This is a genomic window from Iocasia fonsfrigidae (assembly GCF_017751145.1).
Taxonomy (GTDB): Bacteria; Bacillota; Halanaerobiia; order Halanaerobiales; family DTU029; genus Iocasia; species Iocasia fonsfrigidae.
The window spans coordinates 3,474,852-3,493,662 of record NZ_CP046640.1; the positions used below are offsets into that span (position 1 = coordinate 3,474,852).

The 18,811-nt window shown below is 35.1% G+C and carries 16 protein-coding genes; 1 reads left to right on the forward strand and 15 read right to left on the reverse strand.

Going from position 1 to position 18,811, the window contains the following annotated elements; all coding sequences use genetic code 11:
- Window positions 1–16 precede the first annotated feature (16 nt).
- Window positions 17–1,648, reverse strand: a complete 1,632-nt coding sequence (locus GM661_RS16665; protein ID WP_230867806.1) for a DUF3794 and LysM peptidoglycan-binding domain-containing protein — start codon at window positions 1,646–1,648, stop codon at window positions 17–19.
- Between the two features lie 181 nt (window positions 1,649–1,829).
- On the opposite strand from GM661_RS16665, the gene GM661_RS16670 reads away from it, so the two are divergent.
- Complete coding sequence (locus GM661_RS16670; protein ID WP_230867807.1) at window positions 1,830–2,240, forward strand: hypothetical protein; 411 nt, start codon at window positions 1,830–1,832, stop codon at window positions 2,238–2,240.
- A gap of 47 nt (window positions 2,241–2,287) precedes the next feature.
- Here GM661_RS16670 and GM661_RS16675 read toward each other — a convergent pair whose 3' ends face one another.
- From GM661_RS16675 to GM661_RS16740, 14 genes are all read right to left on the reverse strand, one after another.
- Window positions 2,288–4,093: a DUF3794 domain-containing protein gene (locus GM661_RS16675; protein WP_230867808.1), complete on the reverse strand. Its 1,806-nt coding sequence runs from the start codon at window positions 4,091–4,093 to the stop codon at window positions 2,288–2,290.
- A gap of 74 nt (window positions 4,094–4,167) precedes the next feature.
- Window positions 4,168–6,087, reverse strand: coding sequence for a DUF3794 domain-containing protein (locus GM661_RS16680; RefSeq protein ID WP_230867809.1), 1,920 nt, complete (start codon window positions 6,085–6,087; stop codon window positions 4,168–4,170).
- Between the two features lie 126 nt (window positions 6,088–6,213).
- Window positions 6,214–6,948: a CAP domain-containing protein gene (locus tag GM661_RS16685; protein WP_230867810.1), complete on the reverse strand. Its 735-nt coding sequence runs from the start codon at window positions 6,946–6,948 to the stop codon at window positions 6,214–6,216.
- A gap of 127 nt (window positions 6,949–7,075) precedes the next feature.
- Complete coding sequence (locus tag GM661_RS16690; RefSeq protein WP_230867811.1) at window positions 7,076–8,017, reverse strand: toast rack family protein; 942 nt, start codon at window positions 8,015–8,017, stop codon at window positions 7,076–7,078.
- Window positions 8,014–8,445: a PspC domain-containing protein gene (locus tag GM661_RS16695; protein ID WP_125986339.1), complete on the reverse strand. Its 432-nt coding sequence runs from the start codon at window positions 8,443–8,445 to the stop codon at window positions 8,014–8,016. Before GM661_RS16695 ends, GM661_RS16690 begins: the two co-directional genes overlap by 4 nt.
- Before the next feature lie 312 nt (window positions 8,446–8,757).
- The gene (phoU, locus tag GM661_RS16700) at window positions 8,758–9,405 is read right to left on the reverse strand and encodes a phosphate signaling complex protein PhoU (protein WP_230867812.1); all 648 of its coding nucleotides are present in this window, start codon (window positions 9,403–9,405) and stop codon (window positions 8,758–8,760) included.
- 20 nt (window positions 9,406–9,425) lie between these two features.
- Complete coding sequence (gene pstB, locus GM661_RS16705; protein WP_230867813.1) at window positions 9,426–10,184, reverse strand: phosphate ABC transporter ATP-binding protein PstB; 759 nt, start codon at window positions 10,182–10,184, stop codon at window positions 9,426–9,428.
- A gap of 150 nt (window positions 10,185–10,334) precedes the next feature.
- Window positions 10,335–11,108, reverse strand: coding sequence for an EAL domain-containing protein (locus tag GM661_RS16710; protein ID WP_230867814.1), 774 nt, complete (start codon window positions 11,106–11,108; stop codon window positions 10,335–10,337).
- A 21-nt stretch (window positions 11,109–11,129) separates the two neighbouring features.
- Window positions 11,130–12,293: a YibE/F family protein gene (locus tag GM661_RS16715; protein ID WP_230867815.1), complete on the reverse strand. Its 1,164-nt coding sequence runs from the start codon at window positions 12,291–12,293 to the stop codon at window positions 11,130–11,132.
- Window positions 12,294–12,416: 123 nt separating this feature from the next.
- Complete coding sequence (locus tag GM661_RS16720; RefSeq protein WP_230867816.1) at window positions 12,417–13,832, reverse strand: alkaline phosphatase; 1,416 nt, start codon at window positions 13,830–13,832, stop codon at window positions 12,417–12,419.
- Between the two features lie 107 nt (window positions 13,833–13,939).
- Complete coding sequence (locus tag GM661_RS16725) at window positions 13,940–15,955, reverse strand: methyl-accepting chemotaxis protein (RefSeq protein WP_230867817.1); 2,016 nt, start codon at window positions 15,953–15,955, stop codon at window positions 13,940–13,942.
- Between the two features lie 92 nt (window positions 15,956–16,047).
- Window positions 16,048–16,917 (reverse strand): phosphate ABC transporter permease PstA, encoded by an 870-nt coding sequence (gene pstA / locus GM661_RS16730; RefSeq protein WP_230867818.1) that lies wholly within the window; start codon window positions 16,915–16,917, stop codon window positions 16,048–16,050.
- Window positions 16,914–17,801 carry a phosphate ABC transporter permease subunit PstC gene (pstC, locus tag GM661_RS16735; protein WP_230867819.1) on the reverse strand — a complete coding sequence of 296 codons (888 nt, stop codon included), beginning with the start codon at window positions 17,799–17,801 and terminating at the stop codon, window positions 16,914–16,916. Before pstC ends, pstA begins: the two co-directional genes overlap by 4 nt.
- A 169-nt stretch (window positions 17,802–17,970) precedes the next feature.
- Window positions 17,971–18,780, reverse strand: a complete 810-nt coding sequence (locus GM661_RS16740) for a phosphate ABC transporter substrate-binding protein (RefSeq protein WP_230867820.1) — start codon at window positions 18,778–18,780, stop codon at window positions 17,971–17,973.
- Window positions 18,781–18,811: the final 31 nt, after the last annotated feature.

Genomic DNA, 18,811 nt, shown 5'->3' on the forward strand with positions numbered 1-18,811 from the left:
CACAGTTCCTTAATTTCTACCCCTTTGGTTCAATTATACCGCGGGGAACACATATCTTCTGTCCTATCTGTAAATTATTTGGGTCTATATTCGGGTTAGCTTCTATTAAGGCATCTACAGTAGTACGATATCTCCTAGCTATTTTCCAGAGTGTATCTCCTGCCTGCACCACATAAACTACATAAGATGGTGGACATTCATCATCAGCAGCTGGAGAAATAACCACCAGGTCTGTAACTATCTCCATCTGTCTAAACTCTGTTACCTTGGCAAACTTCCTGATAACTATATCAAATTCTATTGCACTACATACCTGTGTACCATTGACTTCTTCACAGTCTGTCAATGATGCATTAACTTTAGTAACTTCTACCTCTGTGTGTGTATTCATGCCAGGTTCAGTACCTGGTATATCAATAAAATTATCAAAATTAAAGTAGTTTCCCTCTGGAGTTTCAACAAAGTGTACTGGTTGTAAGAATTCTCCCTCTTCAGCAACACCAACATAAACAGCTGCTGCCTCTATATCCCCTTCCAGATAAACCCCATCCTCATCAGTTGTAGCTTCATACTCAACAATTCTGGCAGAGGGCTCAATAATTCTCTGGGCAAGTGGTTTTTCCGGTGGAATATTTAAAATACTACTAATGGTTTCGTGAACAACATCCTCACCTACTACATCTTCTACCCTGAGAAGCTCCCTTTCAATCTCAACCAGATCACTTATTATATCAGTTATTACTGTAACTTGTTTAGGTTCAGTAACCTTTACAAAGAATTGAACTACAACATCAATTTCAACAGTATCCTCATCAATAAAATCGAAAGAAAGACGTTTAATTGTTAAATTGGTATGGACTGTCATGTCCTCTTCAGCCCCTGCAACATCAACTGTTTCAGTGAAATGAATTGTATCTTCCAGAAAATGTACTGGTTGATCACCATCTTCTACATCAGCCACATACATTGCACCACCAAAAATATCCCCTTCGACAATAACACCTTCATTAGTAATCTCTGTTGTCACATCCTGTATCTCTGCTAAAACCTTTAATACCCTTTCAATAGGCGGTTTGCCCGGAGGCAGTTCAAGTCTACCAGTAATAACACTTGTAACCGTATTTTCACCTATAACATCTTCAATCCTTAATAACTCCTCAACTATATTTTCTTCTGGAATGCCAGTTACATCTGTCACTACTGTTATCTGCTGATACTCGGTCAGCTTAACAAACTTGCTTAATACTACATCAACTTCTACAGTACGGGGGGCATTTTCATTAAAGTCCCAGGAAACACGTCTTATATTAATATCTACAAAAACATTCATTCCCGGCTCTGCTTCAGGAAAATCAAAGAAATTGGTAAAAGTTAGCTGCCCTTCGAAGAAGTGAACCGGCTGTTGTGGTTCATCTTCAGGAACTATTCCAACATATACTACACCAGCCTCTATCGTACCTGTTACTTCAACACCACCATCCTCAATATTGCTCTCTACATCAAGGAGATCAGCTTTTACATCAATAACCCTCTCAATATCTGGTTTCCCATTGGGAACGGTAATATTTTGACTGACAGTTTCACTGGCTACATCCTCACCTATTACGAATTCCACTCTTATTAATTCTTCATCAAAGTTAATTGCCAATCTTATTCCTCCTTTCTATTTTTTATTAAACTTATCACTTATAATATATGCGTAGATATTTAAAGTGTGAATGATATAAAGCCCTTATTTAATATATATATTCTTTCTTCAATGAATATGACAAAATATTATATGCACAACAGTTATCTAAGGTTCATAAAATAATGCAGGAGGTGGTAATATGCCTTTTGGTTATTCAAAGAAAATATTTAAATATCCCCCTGTTCAATACATACCACTGGATCAGTATCATAAGATCACAGGGGAAACCCCTAATCCCCACAGCAGAACGAAATTATATGTTTTTAATCAATTTGAAAAAAAAGACCTGGAAAGAAAAATAGCTTATCTAAGACTGGAAAAAAACTATACTATCAAAGAAGGGCAATTAGTAGTACTAATTATTAATGGCAAAGCTGATCTGCTTCAATATAGAGGACATGAAATAAGCATTGTTGGTCAACCAACAACAGGGCATTATCAACTGTTTACCATTACTACACAATATTTTTATAAGGATAGATTAATATTTATATTCTATGATGGGGAGGATAGTGAAAAAATAGATTGGTTTAATTATAATAGATTATAATTTTTAAAAAAAGAGCCTGAATTAAATTCAGGCTCTTTTTTTTCTTACTAAACTCCATACGGTCCTACTTCACTTACATTAAATTGTATATTCTCTGTCACTTTCACAAAAATATCTCCAATAACCTTCTGGGTCAACAACTCACCTTCTGGGTCAAGTTCTGGCTTAATAAAAGCAATTGTTGGTATAATATCTACGTCCATATCTGGTCTGGCTCCAATTACATCAACAAAGGTACTAAAGGGAACATTTTCTGCCTGATGATATTCTACGTTATCTTCGCCTACATAGAAAATCTGCTTATGTATTATTCCCTGTATAATGACTTTATCATTAATAACCACAGCATTGACATCCTCAAAACTGGCCTGTATATCCTTAATTTTAATTGCTGTCTGATCCAGTTCAAGTGTAGTCTCAGAAAGAACCTGCTTAGTGTTTTCGCCTACTACTTCTGGAAGCATCACCAGTGAATCTTCCCCAGTAACAAGATTGATCTGAACAGTTTCTGTAACCTTTACAAAAAGCTCTAATACTATTTCCTGAGTAACTGTAGTTCCATCAACACTTAACTCCTGTTTAATATGTTCAACATTGGGGTGCACCTGTACATTCATACCCGGTTCTGCACCAGGTATATCAACAAATTCACTAAAGGGGATATCCTCTGCTTGGTGGTGTTCTACATCATCTACACCAATATAGAATAATTGTTTATGAACAACCCCCTGTATAATAACCTTATCCTCTATAATCTCTGTTTCAAGGTCAACAACCTCAGCATTAATATCTACAATTTTAATAGCATCAACAGCCAAAGTTACCTCATTCATGACCATAGTTTGAACAGAATTCTCTCCAATAACCCTTTCAACCTTGATTAAGGGCCCTACACCAGTCTCAACTATTAACTGCTGTATAGAAAGCACCTTGACAAAGAACTGTAAAACTACTTTTTGATGGAGAATAGTACCATCCATTATTAATCTTGTTACAATATGCTCTATCGTAGGTTCTACTAAAACATCCATACCTGGTTCTGCACCTGGGACATCAACAAAATAACTAAAATTAATATCTTCTGCTTGATGGTGTATAATGTCATCTGTACCAACAAAAAATATTTGTTTATGTATTGTCCCCTGAATAATTACCTTATTATCAATTACATCAGTATCAAGATTAGTAACTGTTGCATTAATATCCCTAATTTTAATTGCAGAAGTATCAAGCGAAAGATCGGTAACCTCCATTCTCTGAATAACATTTTCCCCAATTACTACCGGGGTTTTGATTAATTCTAACCCTTCTACCTGTTGCAATTCAGGCATTATCATACCTCCTTTTGTATTTTTACTTACCCATGTCGATTCAAACCTGATTTTACTGGTTTCAGATACTCCTTTAGACGACTCCATTTCATCTTTTATTAGCCGTTCATCATCTATTTGCCGGTCTTCTTTTAGTATTTTTTCTTTATCACTGGTATCTTCTTTAATCCTATTATTTTCTTCAGGATTTCCCCCCTTTCCTGCTGCTAACCCCTCCTTTCCTTCATTATCTTTTTTTTCACTCTTATCTGGGGGTTTAATACTATGAAAAGCAAATACTTCGTGCACTTTTTTATTACTCTGCTCCTTATCCAGACTATCTTTTCCAAAATTAGTATTATTCTGGTAGGCGAATTCATAAGCCGTCTTATTAACCTTAGGTACTACTTCCACTCGTTTAAAAACTCTGTCATCAAAATAATTCTCTATTTCACTCATTGGCTTAGTCCAGTATTGATATAAATAATAAGTGCTTATCATAAAACCAGTTATGATACCCATTAAGATTAACCATGAATACAATTAACCACCCCCTTTACCTGCTATATAATATGGTCATAAATAGAAAAATGTGCATAGCTATCTTTTTTAGAAATCTAAAATTGTTCAACAAAAACCACTACTTCAACTGGAATCTGGCCTTCCCCGACAACATTCAAAATAATAGTCTCCTTGATAATAGTTTTTAATAAACCCTGTGGATCAAAAACATCAGTCACAACTGGAAAGGTCTCAATCCTGGTATCTATAGAATCATCTACTACCAGCACCTCTTCCCTGACCAGAATGGTCTCAGTAGTAATGCCTGGTCCTGTAATTGAACTTACAACATTGATAAACTCCGGACCTGCTGAACCAACACAGGCCTCCAGAACTATTAATTGGGATAAAAGACCACCACTAGCAAGTTTATAACTTATATTCTCTATCTTTATAACCGGACTAAGTTGTTCAACTGGTATAGGTTCTGGCAACTTAACTTGAACAGTAAAGGGAATTGTTTCCTGCTGATAATATACTATATTATCAGGACAGACATAAGCGATATCCTTAAGAATTTCACCACTTACTGAAACTAAATCATCAGTCAAGCCAGAGACTACAAGATTCTGGGCCTCAGCCTCAATGTTTTTTATCTTAATAGCTGGACACCCTAATTGTAGACTATTCTCTATAATCGCCTGCTGGCATGCTGATACCTCCTCTTCTCTGACAATTGTTTTATAGATTATCTCTACTTCCTCAGCTGGTGGCTCTTCAACCCCTGAAATAAGTATCTGCCTGGTATTTTCACCAATGACTACCGGAAGAACAGCCTGTAAACCTTGCTCATCAACTAATATATTCAACTGGTTTAATTCTTCAAGCTGAACAGATATATCAAGGACTATTTCCTGATATAATAAATTATTGTCTCTCAAATTATAGATAATCTCTTCTATATTAATCAACGGTTTAAGCAGCTGGCCGTTTGAAGCCCCGGCTAGATCTAAAAAAGTACTAAAAGCTACATCTTCAACCTGATGATATTCAAGGTCATTAATGCCTATATAATATATCTGTTCATGGACAACTCCTCTTACTATTACTTTATTTTCAAAAATATCATAACGAATATCTCTAATTTCCCTAACTATATTTTTTATTTTTTGAGCAGGTTGTTCCAGTAAAACAAGGTTTTCCTGCAGATACTGCCTGTCAGATTCACCAATTATGAGGGGTAACTTAACCAGTAAATCATAGCCAGGGGCTATTCTTTCCTGAATAGTTTCACTTACCCGAACATAGAATTCCACTACAAGTTCCTGCTGTAGTGTATTTCCATCTGCTGAAAGTTGATAGCTGATGTGTTCTATAACAGCTTCTACTACTGCTTTCATACCTGGACTTACCCCTGGTAAGTCTATAAAGGTATTAAAAGGAAAGTCTTCAGCCTGATGAAGAGCAGTATTATCTTCACTTATAAAAAATATCTGCTTGTGAATACTACCCTGGATTATTACTTTATCCATAATCAACTCTATTTCCAGGTCCCTGACAGAACCCCTTACTTCATCTATTTTACTGGCCGTTTGATTTAACTGAACCTGATTCTCCCTGATTATTTGTTTTTGACCATCAGCTACCAGGTGGTCAAGTTCAACAAGTCTGCCTGACTGGCTTAGTTCAACACCAATAGGCTCATCATTTTCGACCTTAACAAATATCTCTAAAACAGCCTTTTGATCAATCAGCTCACCTGATGGACCTATATCTACTGACAGTTTCTCTATATTAACAACAATCTCTGCCTTCATACCCGGTTCTGCTCCAGGTATATCCAGAAATGTTGTAAAAGACATATCATCATCTATATGATATATAAGATTATCAACACCCACATAAAATATTTGTTTATGAAGGCAACCCTGAACAAGTACTTTATCAGGAATAATATCATAAGTAAGTTTTACCACTTCAGCAGTAATATTCCTGATTTTTACTGCTGGTACCGGCATCTGTTCTGTTTTAAACATTTCAATACCCCCTTTTTTCTTATTATATGCTATATTTCTATCTAGTGATTATGATATACTTATTTTATATGTAAATATATATAAAGAGAGCTATCTAGATAGCTCTCTTTATATTTGCCAGGATATTTATTCTGCCGGGTCTGGACTATCAATAAATAATTGAACAATCATTAAACCGTAGGGGCCGTCTTCAATAATACCAATACCTACTTTATCATACCTTGCTTTAAGGATATTTCCCCTGTGTTCCGGACTGGACATTAAAGAATCAACTGCTTTATTTATGGTAGCTGCCCCTGCCAGGTTCTCACCAGCCAGTGAATAGTTGATTTTTTGACTCTTGATCATCTCAAAAGGTGAACCATAATTAGGAGACTGATGATCAAAATAATTATTATCAACCATGTCCTGAGCCTTCTTACGGGCTACATATACCAGTCTATTATCTACCTCAAGGGGATTAAGACCCCGTTCCTGGCGTATCTCATTTATTATATCTATCATCTCTTTTTCCTTAGTACCTATACTTACTCCTTTATAATTACTTACAGGATTATCTTCAGTTTCTTCACTATCAATTTCAATTGTTTCCCCTTCATCAGCTACAGCATCATCAAGGTCAATATTTAAACCTTTTTTGATTGTGGAAGTAATAATATCATCACTGCCTGAACCTGTAGCATTATCTCTGATTAAATTAAATATCCATAACATTATCAAACCTTTTACTACTGTATAAATACTATCTTTATGTTCATTAAAAAAACCAGCCTCTGCTTTAGGCAGAGATGGAAACCCAAGAAACATAAAATTAACGAGTAAAATAATGATTAAAAACACAGAAAAACACTTAGTTTTCAAGCCCTCACCCCCTAAAGCTTTTTCTTGTATTATAACATAAGTTATTTATTTATTACTAATGTAATATATACCATTAAAAAAATACCCCTCTCCTTAGAAACGGGTATCACTATATAATTCTAAGTTATTAATAAAAATCCAGTTTAATATCACTGGCCGGAGAAGTTATTTTAATATCAAGCTTATGGACAGTTGTATCATAGTTTTTAGTCAGATAAAAACCAGCCTCTTTTTGCAGGCCTTTTTCGATAAAATTATTATTATTTACAATCCCGGTAGTTTTTATCCTGACACCTATCCCCTCTGGCAGACTAAGATCAACATCGGCTGCCCCGGAATTAAGCTCTAAATACCTTGTCTTAGACCCTAACTCTACCTCTAAATCACCTGCCCCAAGATTTAGTACTACTTCCTGGACCATTAAATCAAGTAATCTAAGTTTGAATTCACCTGCCCCTGAATTAATTAATAACTTGATAGGCATATCATCATTAAATAATAAAGACCATTTATTAGCTAACCTGGAGTAATTAAATGGGTTTGATTTGCCTGGCTGACTAATATTTAAACTAGCCTGTTTATTATTATCATTAAGATTATATTTTATAATAGGTTTTCTGGAAAAATACTCAAGCTCAGCAGAAAACAGATCATTTTCACTACCTGAAGATACAGTCAATTCACCTGAGGGAAAACTAAGTTTTATATCAAAGATATCAACAGGTCGATCATAATCTACACTATAATTGTAAACACCACTCCTATCCTTTGGACTATAGAAATCAAACAATCCCCTATTATATTTATAATAATCTATCTGCCCAATACCAGGTTGAAAAAAGAAAAAGATAAGGATTGTTATGATCAGCAAAAGCGGTACTAACCACCATAACCATGTCCTACGCAAGATAATATTTAACCCAAGAAAAATAAGTATAAGTGGCCAATATTTTAAAAATATACTCCAGTCTATTACAGGAATTATACTGAAAGTATTTAGAAGAAATAATACTCCAATAGAAATTAATATAATTCCAATAATTATTTGAGAATGATTATCCCTATTCACTTCTCTCTAACCCCCTTTATCAGCAAAACAATACCAGCCGCTATTATAATTACTGGCCAGAACCTTTCCCAGTTTATATATGGCAGCCAGTTATCCAGTAGAAAAAACAGGCCGATTAGCATCAGTAAAATCCCCAGCAAACGCTTATTATTCTCTTTATGTTGGATTCCATCAGTAGAAACATTTACATAATCATCATGATTATCCCCTTCAGCAAAATTCTCTTCATTTTGAGAATTGAATTCTGGTTTTTCTGGTATTATTATCCAGGCCAACAAATAAATCATTACGCCAACTCCCCTTGTAAAGAAAAGAACCAGGAGGGCCAACCTCACCCATGTTGGATCAAGAGCTAAATAATCTGCTATACCTCCACAAACACCCCCTATAATTCTATCTTCTCTAGAACGATATATTTTCTTTGCCACCTTTTCACTCCCTTTCAAATATTATATTATTATATATTTGTAGAGTCTGTTCGAAAAGTATCAATATATACCACCTGGGATTATATATCCCTTCACTCAACGGTAGCACCTTAACTTCGTTCAAGGATATATAATCCCCTATTTATATCTTTTCGAACACACACTTATAATATTATTCTTTAGATAATAAAATCCTTTTTTCAGAGTTAATTATTCACAATAACTAAACCCTCAGATTCACTATTCTTAAACCTGAGGGGGAATTTAAAATGTTTTTCATAATAAAACTTTCATTGCATAATTAATTAATTATTAATAATTCTCTCTGACACCACTTACCATATATATTACTCGCTCACAAACATTTGTTGAATGATCACCTATTCTCTCCAGAAAGCGGCTAATGAACATTAAGGAAGTAGCCTGTTTAATAGTTGATGGATCTTCTAACATAAAAGTAATCAGTTCTCTCATAATTTGTTTATCCAAAACATCAATTTCTTCATCTTCCCGGGCAACCCTTTTAGCTTGTTCAATATCCATGTTTATAAAGGCATCTAGACTCTCACGCAGTCTCCGGGTAACAATCTCAGTCATACGAGGGATATCTATCAATGGCTTCACAAGTGGTTCGTCAGCTATATCCAGTACCTGATTGGCTATATTAGAGCCATAGTCCCCAATCCTCTCCAGATCAGTTACCAGTTTAGAGATTACAATAATAACCCTGAGATCACTAGCCACTGGCTGCTGCAGGGCAATTAATTTAGTGCATTTTTCTTCAAGTGCTGTCTCAAAATCATCTATTTTATCATCCTTTTTTATTACATTAGCAGCCATCTCCAGATCTCCCTCTTTCAGGGATTCAATACTTTTATGGATGGCCATTTCCACCATACTTCCCATCTTGAGAAGGTCTTTTTTAATCTCTTTAATTGATTCATGAAAACTCTTTCGCATAACTACCACCCCTTTTTATTTTAACCAAACCTACCGGTTATATAATCTTCTGTCCTCTGATCGGACGGATTCTCAAATATTTTCTCTGTTTTATCATATTCAATTACTTCTCCCATCAAAAAAAACGCAGTATTATCTGACACCCTGGCCGCTTGCTGCATACTATGGGTAACAATCACAATCGTATAATCCTGTTTTAGAATATCAATTAATTCTTCAATTTTAGCTGTTGCCACCGGATCAAGAGCTGAGGCTGGCTCATCCATAAGCAAGACCTCTGGTTTTACTGCCAGGGCCCTGGCAATACATAACCTCTGCTGCTGTCCACCAGAAATACTAAGACCAGACTCATGTAATCTATCTTTAACATCATCCCAGAGAGCAGCCCCCTTAAGGCTCTCCTCTACTAATCTATCCAGTTCACCTTTGTTTTTCAGGCCATGAACCCTGGGACCATAGGCCACATTATCATAGATAGTTTTGGGAAAGGGGTTCGGTTGTTGAAAAACCATACCTACCTTTTTTCTTAATTCAACTACATCCATTTCCTTACTATAAATATCTTTTCCATCCAGAAGTATCTCCCCTTCTACACAACTACCCTCAATTAAGTCATTCATGCGGTTAAGTATCCGTAGAAAAGTAGATTTGCCACACCCGGATGGACCAATCAAAGCAGTAACCTTATTCTCTTTTATAGTTAAGTTAATATCTTTTAGGGCCTGGAAATTTCCATAATAGAAATCAAGGTTTCTAACCCTCATTTTATTCTTAGCCATAAACAATAACCCCTTTCTCCTACAGTATAGTTCTAAGAGCTTTTTAAGTTAGCTTTATATAATATATTGAAATATTACTATAACCGTCTTAAGTATAACAATACTTTATTAATTCTATGTTAAATTTATGTTACAGGAATGTTAAAATAACTAAAATAGATTAAATACCCTTTTACATATTTTTTCCGCTGGTCTAGCAATATAATAACCCTGAACATAATCTACTCCCAGTTTATTTAAGGCATCTAATTCTTCCTTTCTTTCAACACCTTCAGCAATTAGACTTGAGCTTATTTTATGGCCAAATTGGACAAGCGACTCTAAAAGGGCCTGTTTAACCTTATCTCTATCAATATCACTTATTAGAGAACGATCTATTTTGATATAATCAAATGCTATAGAAACCAGTGACTGCAACCCTGAGTAACCTGCTCCTGTATCATCCAGGGCAATACGATACCCCTGCCGTCGATAATGTTTAAGTACTTTTTTAAAGGTGTTAAAATCATTAATAGATGTCCTTTCTGTTATCTCTATTACAATATTTTGTTGAGAAAGTGATAAATGTTTTAAAAGCTGCCTGGTAGTTCCCCTCTGAAAATTAGTATCATAGATAACATGGGGATCTATATTTATAAATAGTTTATATTCTCCAGCAAAAATATGGGCCCTTTTCAATGCCTTTTCACGACAGATACTTTCCAGCAAAAATAATTTACCATGTTTTTTTGCAGAATCAAAAAGCCGGATAGGGTTTTCCAAATTAGTACCTGCCGGACCACGACTTAAAGCTTCATAACCCAGTATCCTACCGTTTTTTATATTGACAATAGGCTGAAAAAGGGTTCTAATTTTTTTGTTTTCAATAATATTATTTAGTTCCTGCAAATTAAAATCAAACATTACTGAATTAATTATAATCACCTTCTAGATAGTACTTGATTCTTACTTAACTTTATAATTTTTACTAAAATCACTAATCATCTTTTTCACTTTTATATCTCTTAATTCAACAGTATAAATCCAGCCTGCTACAATAGCAGTTATCGGTGCAACAAGCACTAAACCTATACTACCAGTTACAATTCTTAGCAATTCTGCTGCCACTACTTTATAATTTAACATTCTAGTATAACTGGTGTTTTGGGATAGAAAAAGCATCATTAAAGTTAGATAACCACCTGAATATGCTAATAATAATGTTGTTGTCATTGTACCTATAACTGCCCTTCCGACATTAAATCCAGAACGAACCAGTTCCCATAACTCAATATCAGGTTTTTTAATTTTAATTTCTTCCATAGATGCTGAAATATCCATGGCAATATCCATGGCCGCACCTGAGGCACCAATAACAATAGCTGCATAAAAAATATGTTTCATATCTAAACCAATATTGCCACTAAATAATAGTGTCTCAGCATAAGGAACAGTCATTCCCTGTAGGCTCATTTTATTACCAAAGATAACAGCAATACCACTTGCTGCCATTAGACCAACTACTGTCCCAATAAATGATGCTAGACCTTTTTTAGTAAAACCAGCAATAGAAAACAATATTATAGCAGACAGTATTAACAATATTAGAGTTGAAAACAACATCGGATTATATCCAGCCAGTAAACCTGGAATTAGAAATTTCCAGATTATATAGAGGCTAGCTATAAAAGAAAAAATAGCCTTTATACCAATGCTTTTAGCATAAATAATTAATAATAAAACAAAAAGAACAAACAGAATAATCTCCCAACTGTTTCTATACATATCCACAGCATTGGCATTAACTAATTTATTATCTTGTTCCTGTAAAGCAACTAATATTGTATCTCCTACATTATAATAATTATCTAAGGAAGGTTTTCCCTGTAAAGTATTATAAGCTACAACCTGTTCTCCCTGGTGTTTGTCTTCCAGTATTTTGACAGTTAATTCCTGCATGCCAATTCTGGCAATACTGGACTGAATAACATCACTATCATCAGTCTCTATTACTTTTGCCTTAATTAAAGCCTGCCGTTCAATATTACTGTTTTTCATTTCCCCCAAAAATAGACCTATTACTGCCAAAAATAATAACAAAAATACAAGTGATAACTTTATATTCCTCATCTAAACCCCTCCTATTTATATACAGTAAATTTAGTAGTCAGCTGCATATTAAGATAGTCAGGGAAAGATTACCTCCCCTGACTATCTTCTGTTGATACAAAATATCTAAGAATTTTTAACAGTTTAGTTTAAATTAAGGCCAACAACATTAGCAATAGCTTTGGCAACCTCTGTATCATCTTTAAAACCACCCAGTTGCTCTGCCTTAACTCCCACAGCCGACAAAGGAACAACTGTACCAGAGTGGGCATATGTTGTCCAGTTCATATTGGCCCTTTCAGATATTATGTGGGTAACCTCAATAGCCACTGGATCATAACCACCATATCGCTTCGCTTTATCTTCTATCCCGGTATCAACCATATCCATAGCCTTTTCAATAGCCGACTTTTCCCCAACAGATAAATCCACCAGACCGTAGTTTGCTGCTATAAAATCAAAGAACTGACTCCTGTTCCCATTATATTTACTCTGTAGTATATCTGCAGTACTGGCTTTTACAGCCATTAATGGCTCCATTTTAAGAAAATAATTTGTGCCAAAACCCAATCCAAAACCACCTGTTTCATGGTCAGCTGCTACAATAATCAAGGTCTCATCAGGATGAGCCTGATAGAAGTCATAGGCTGTTGCTACTGCTTCATCAAATATAAGTGTATCATAAATACTACCTGCCGGGTCATTAGCATGACAGGCATGGTCAATTCTCCCACCCTCTATCATCATAAAAAATCCATCGTCATACTTTTCAAGTACAGCAATACCTTTAGCTGTTAACTCAGCAATACTTGGTACCTCACTATCTATTCTATCAAGTTCATATGGCATGTGACTATATGTAAGGGCTGCAAATACCTTTTCTTTTCCTTTAGGTTCAAAAGACCTGAATTTAGCTGTATCATCTTCAGTCAAGAAAATATTATACCCTTCTTCATAGAATCTTTGTGCCACATTAATATCATCTTTCCTTTTAGATTTGCCCCACTCCCAGTCCTGAGGTACAAAATGCCGATATCCCCCACCAACTAAAAAGTCTACTCCACTATCTAAATAATCATAAGCTATCTCATTTTCAGCATTTCTATTAATATTATGAGATGCAAAAACAGCAACAGTTGCATGTGTTACCCTAGTTGTACTAATAAGACCTGTGGCCATTCCCTTTTCTTCAGCTGCCTCTAAAAGGGTTTTTACTGGAGTCCCATCAGGAAGCATAGCAATTATCCCATTATTAGTTTTATATCCACATGCTAAAGCCGTCCCAGCAGCAGCTGAATCTGTTATCAATGAGTCAGCAGAATGAGTAGTATTGATCCCTACCACTGGCAATTGATTCATCATTAACCTGGTATTTTCATCTCTTTCTACCGCCTGCAAATAATACTCGGCAGCCTGTCTTTGAGAAGCCCCCATACCATCACCGATAAAATAAAATACATATTTTGGTGATTGGGCACCTACTACATTAGTTACTACTGTTAAACTAATCAATAGAGTTAACAAAACAATGCATATTTTTGGTAATTTTTTACTGTACAAAACGATTCCCCCTTACTATTTTATATATCTAATTATAAAGGAGAAATATGTCCAAAATATTTAATTTATGTTACAATAATGTTAAGTAATTATTAAAAAATGTTAATTTAATCCTGAAAGGAAAAGCTTTTAACCATATTTTCAAGGTCACAGGAAAGGTCAGCAAGCTCATTAGCATAAACACTTATTTCCTGTACATTTGAGGTCTGCTCTTGGCTTGTTACAGTAACTTCATCTGCACTGGCAGAAGTTTCTTCAGCAATAATAGCAATATTCTCTATATTACTTACTATCATATTACTATTTTCTGTGGATTCTGCTACAGCAGCACTTGATATGTAAATACCTTCAGTCAAATCTTTAATAGCCTCTTCAATCCTTTTAAATGATTCAAAAGCCCCTTGTGCAATCTCAGCACCATCACTCACCTCTCTATTTCCCTGAGCCATTTTTTGACTGGCAGTTTTTGTTTCATCTTTTATCTCATCAATTAATCCCTTTATTCGATCAGATGACTTAGATGACTCTTCAGCTAACTGTCGTATTTCATCTGCTACTACACTAAAGCCCTTACCTGCTTCTCCGGCACGGGCAGCTTCAATAGCTGCATTTAAAGCCAGTAAATTAGTTTGTTTGGATATACTATTAATTAAAGTAAGGATATCATCAATCTCATCAGAACTCCTTTGAAGGTTTTTTATTCCTTCAGCAACATCAATAATAGCCTTACTAATATTATTCATTTGTTTACTAACCCTTTCAACTTCATTCTGCCCGGTAGCAGCTGCCTGATTCATTTTCTCCGTTAAATTTTCTACTCTTTTATTAGATACTGCTAATTTATTTAAAGAGCCAGCCTGTTTCTTGATTTCATTATTTACATTATCAATATTAGCTGCCTGTTCTTCGGTACCAGCCGACACATTTTCTGTAGAAATACTAATAGCCTCAGAAGCAGTACTTATTTCCTGAAAAATATTCTTCATATTAAGCGATGTAACAGATACCTTTCCAGCAGTATTATGTATACCTGTAATAATCCCCTTTAACTGTCTAACCATACGGTTAAAAGTCACTGCTAATTTACCAATTTCATCCTGTCTTTTAAATTCTATCCTTCCCCTTAAATTACCAGCAGCAACCTCCTGCATCCTATCCTTAATTATTAATAAGGGTTTTATAAGTTGATAATCAATAATCATAGTAATCGTTACGGTCATAACTAACAAAACGATTAATGCAAAGATAAAAATTTGCATTCTAACTACTTTTTTTGCTTCATATGCCTCAGCAAAAGGAATCATTGTTATTACAGCTGCATTTATTTTTTTTAAAGGCTGAAATGACATTAAATACTCCTCATTTTTATATCGATAAATACCATGATGGAGTTCATTTTGATATATTTGATTTAAATCTGTATCAAGGGATAAGACCGTCCCGGCTTGTTCCCCTTCCTTCTCTGAAATCGTAATTACTTTACCCTGGCTATCAATTAATGAAACACAACCATTTTTGCCAATATTCCAATTTAAGATACTAGTTAAACTCTCCAGAGATATATCTGCACCTAGTACACCCATAAATTTATCTGTATAATCGTAGACAGGAACGGCCAGAGAGAGGGTATAATTAGCTTCATTTATTTTTTTGCTTGATGTAGTCCAGACTGGTTTATTGCTTTCTTTTGCTAACTGAAACCATTTTTCCTCTTGATAATTATAATCAGCTAACTTTCTTTCAGGAATTACTATCTTATCGTCACTAGAAACATAATAAATAGATTGAAAATAATTGTTTTCCTCTAATTCACTACTAAATTTACTTTTGGCAACTATCTTTACCTGATCATTAGAGCGGAGTCCATAATCCTTTGAAAGTCTTAATACAGCACCTTCTGCCTCATCTAAAAAAGAAGCTATTTCCTTGTTTAATATCTTGGCAATCTCCATATTGCTCTGCTCTGTTAAATCAGTAAGTTTAACTGATATTGACCTATTAATACTCCATCCTAACAAAAAAAAAGAAATAAGCATTGTTATAGCAACAATAATTATTACTTTGGCAGCAATACTGCTTTTTAAATCAGATATTCTTATTAAGGGATTCTTTTTTTTTATCATTTTATTATTCCCCCTAAAACTATATAATTTTGAAATTGCACTAATAAATATATCCATTTTATAAAGATTAAAAAATAATTCCCAGATGGGAATTATTTTTTAATCTTATTACTATATCTTATCCGTAGTACAATAGCAATAAGATTGATAAACAATACTAAACCCAATAAAACTACCGCTGTACCATAGGCCAGGGCTGTCTGTTTATGCGGCATTGTACCAGCAGTAACCAGGGCATATATATGATAGGGTAAAGCCATTACTTCACTAAAGATAGAAGAGGGTAGTTTAATAGAGAAAAAGGTTGCTGCTGTAAAAATAATCGGGGCTGTTTCACCGGCAACACGACCTACCCCAAGTATAACACCAGTCAAAATTCCTGGCATTGCCGCAGGTAAGGTAACCTTTTTTACTGTCTGCCAGGGGGTAGCTCCCATAGCAAGTGAAGCATGTCTATATTCATCCGGCACAGCCAGTAATGCCTCTTCAGAAGCTCTGATTATTGTCGGCAAAATTACAATAGCCAGTGTAGCAGAACCAGACAAAATAGATACCCCAAAACCAAAATACTTAACAAAAATAGCTAAACCAAACAACCCAAAGACAACTGATGGTACACCTGCCAGGTTATTAATCCCTATCCGTATAAAACGTAGTAATTTCCCCTGATGGGCATATTCTGTCAGATAAATCGCTGCAAAAACACCCAGTGGAGAAGCTATCAAAATCGAGCCAGTTACCAGATAAAATGAACCCAGTAGAGCTGGTAATATGCCTCCCTCACTCATCCCCATACGGGGCATAGTGGAAATAAAACTCCAGTTAACTACACTCATTCCTCTGCTAAAAATAAAGTAAATTATTGAAAATAAGGCTGCTATTGTAAAAAGTAAAGTTACAGCAAAAACACTGAAGACTAATTGCTGTATTAAATGCCTTTTTCTTAATTGTCCTTTTGTCATTTCCCACTCACCCTTTTTTTAAATCTACTTGATATAAAATCAGCCGTAATATTAAAAGCCAGGGTAATTATAAAAAGCACAATAGCTATTCCAAATAGTGCATGGTAATGTTCACTGCCAACTGGTGCTTCACCCATTTCCGCAGCAATAGAAGCAGTCATCGGTCTAACTGGTTTTAAAATTGTTTTAGGTATAACTGCCGCCCCTCCAGCAACCATTAAAACTGTCATTGTCTCCCCAATAGCCCTTCCTATTCCTAAAATAGTCGCTGTTACAATCCCAGATGACGCTGTGGGCATGATAATTTTACTTATTGTTTCCCATTTAGTCCCCCCAAGAGCCAGTGATGCATCACGAAACTTTTTGGGTACAGAAGTAAGGGCATCTTCTGACAAACTCACAATTGTAGGCATAGCCATAATACCAAGCATTATTGAAGCATTAAGGGCAGTTAATCCTGTAGGGAGATTAAATAATTCCCTGAGGAAAGGGGCTAATATCTTCATACCAAACAGACCATAAATTACAGAAGGAACCCCTGCTAACATCTCTATCATTGGTTTAACAACATTCTTTAATTTTTTAGGCAAAATATAAGAAATAAATATGGCTGAAGATACACCTATAGGAACTGCTATCACCATTGCCCCTAGGGTAACCAACAATGACCCGGATAATAATGGCAGAATACCAAAGTCAGGGGGTTCATAAGTAGGATACCAATCCTTGCCAAATATAAATTTGAATACACCTACCTGTTCAAATATATAGAAACCTTCCCTGAATAAAACTATAACTATCCCTGTTAGGAATAGAATAGAAGATATAGCAAAAAACAGTAAGGCTATCCTGACTACCTTTTCTTTACTCTTCCAGTCTAACATGTACTCACACCCCTTTTAGAACAAACTTTAAGATCTATAAAAATTTTAATAAATAAACCCTGTTTATATGTTAATGGCATATTTTTATCTATATTATTTAAGTAAAGAGGGAATCAAAATTCCCCCTTTTTACTTTAACAAACATTATTTTATTTTTAATGTTATATCTCTAAAAGAGTCTAACATACCCCTGTTCCCCTACTATTTCTTGCCCTTCTTCACTTAAAATAAAATTAATAAAGTCAGCTGTTGTCCCTGTAGGCCAGCCATTAGTAAACATAAAGAGGGCACGTGAGATTGCATATGCACCAGATTTTACTGTATCTAAACTACACTCAACACCATTAACATCTACAGCCTGCAGACTTGGACTCAGGTATCCCAGACCTACATAGCCTATAGCATCTTTGTTTTCTGATACTACACCAGCAACAGCACCATTGGAGGCCTGCAATAAAGCATTCGGTGTTACTTTTTCTTCATCAAGGGCTAATTCCCCAAAGGCTGCAAAGGTACCGGAACTGGAGTCACGGGAAATTACAACTATTTCAGCGTTATTACCGCCAACTTCCTTCCAGTTAGTAATTTCACCAGTATAAATACCTTTAATTTCTTCTAAAGATAGCTTTTTAACCGGATTAGCCGGATTAACTACTACTGCTATCCCATCAAGGGCAACCCGGTGTGGTACAGGATAAATACCATTGGCAACAGCATTCTTAACCTCTTTATCTTTAATAAACCTTGAGGCATCAGCTATATCACAGGCACCATCAACTAAAGTAGCAATACCTGTCCCAGAACCACCACCCCTTACAGAGATATCAACATCATTATTTCTCTGCATATATACCTCCGCAGCTCTTTGTGCAACAGGTAAAACAGTTGACGAACCAACAATAGTAATAGATCCAGCGAAAGCAAAACCAGAAACAACCATCATAGCAATAAAGGTGAAAACCATTATTTTCCTTAACATAGTAATAAAATTCCCCCTAACAAATTTTTGT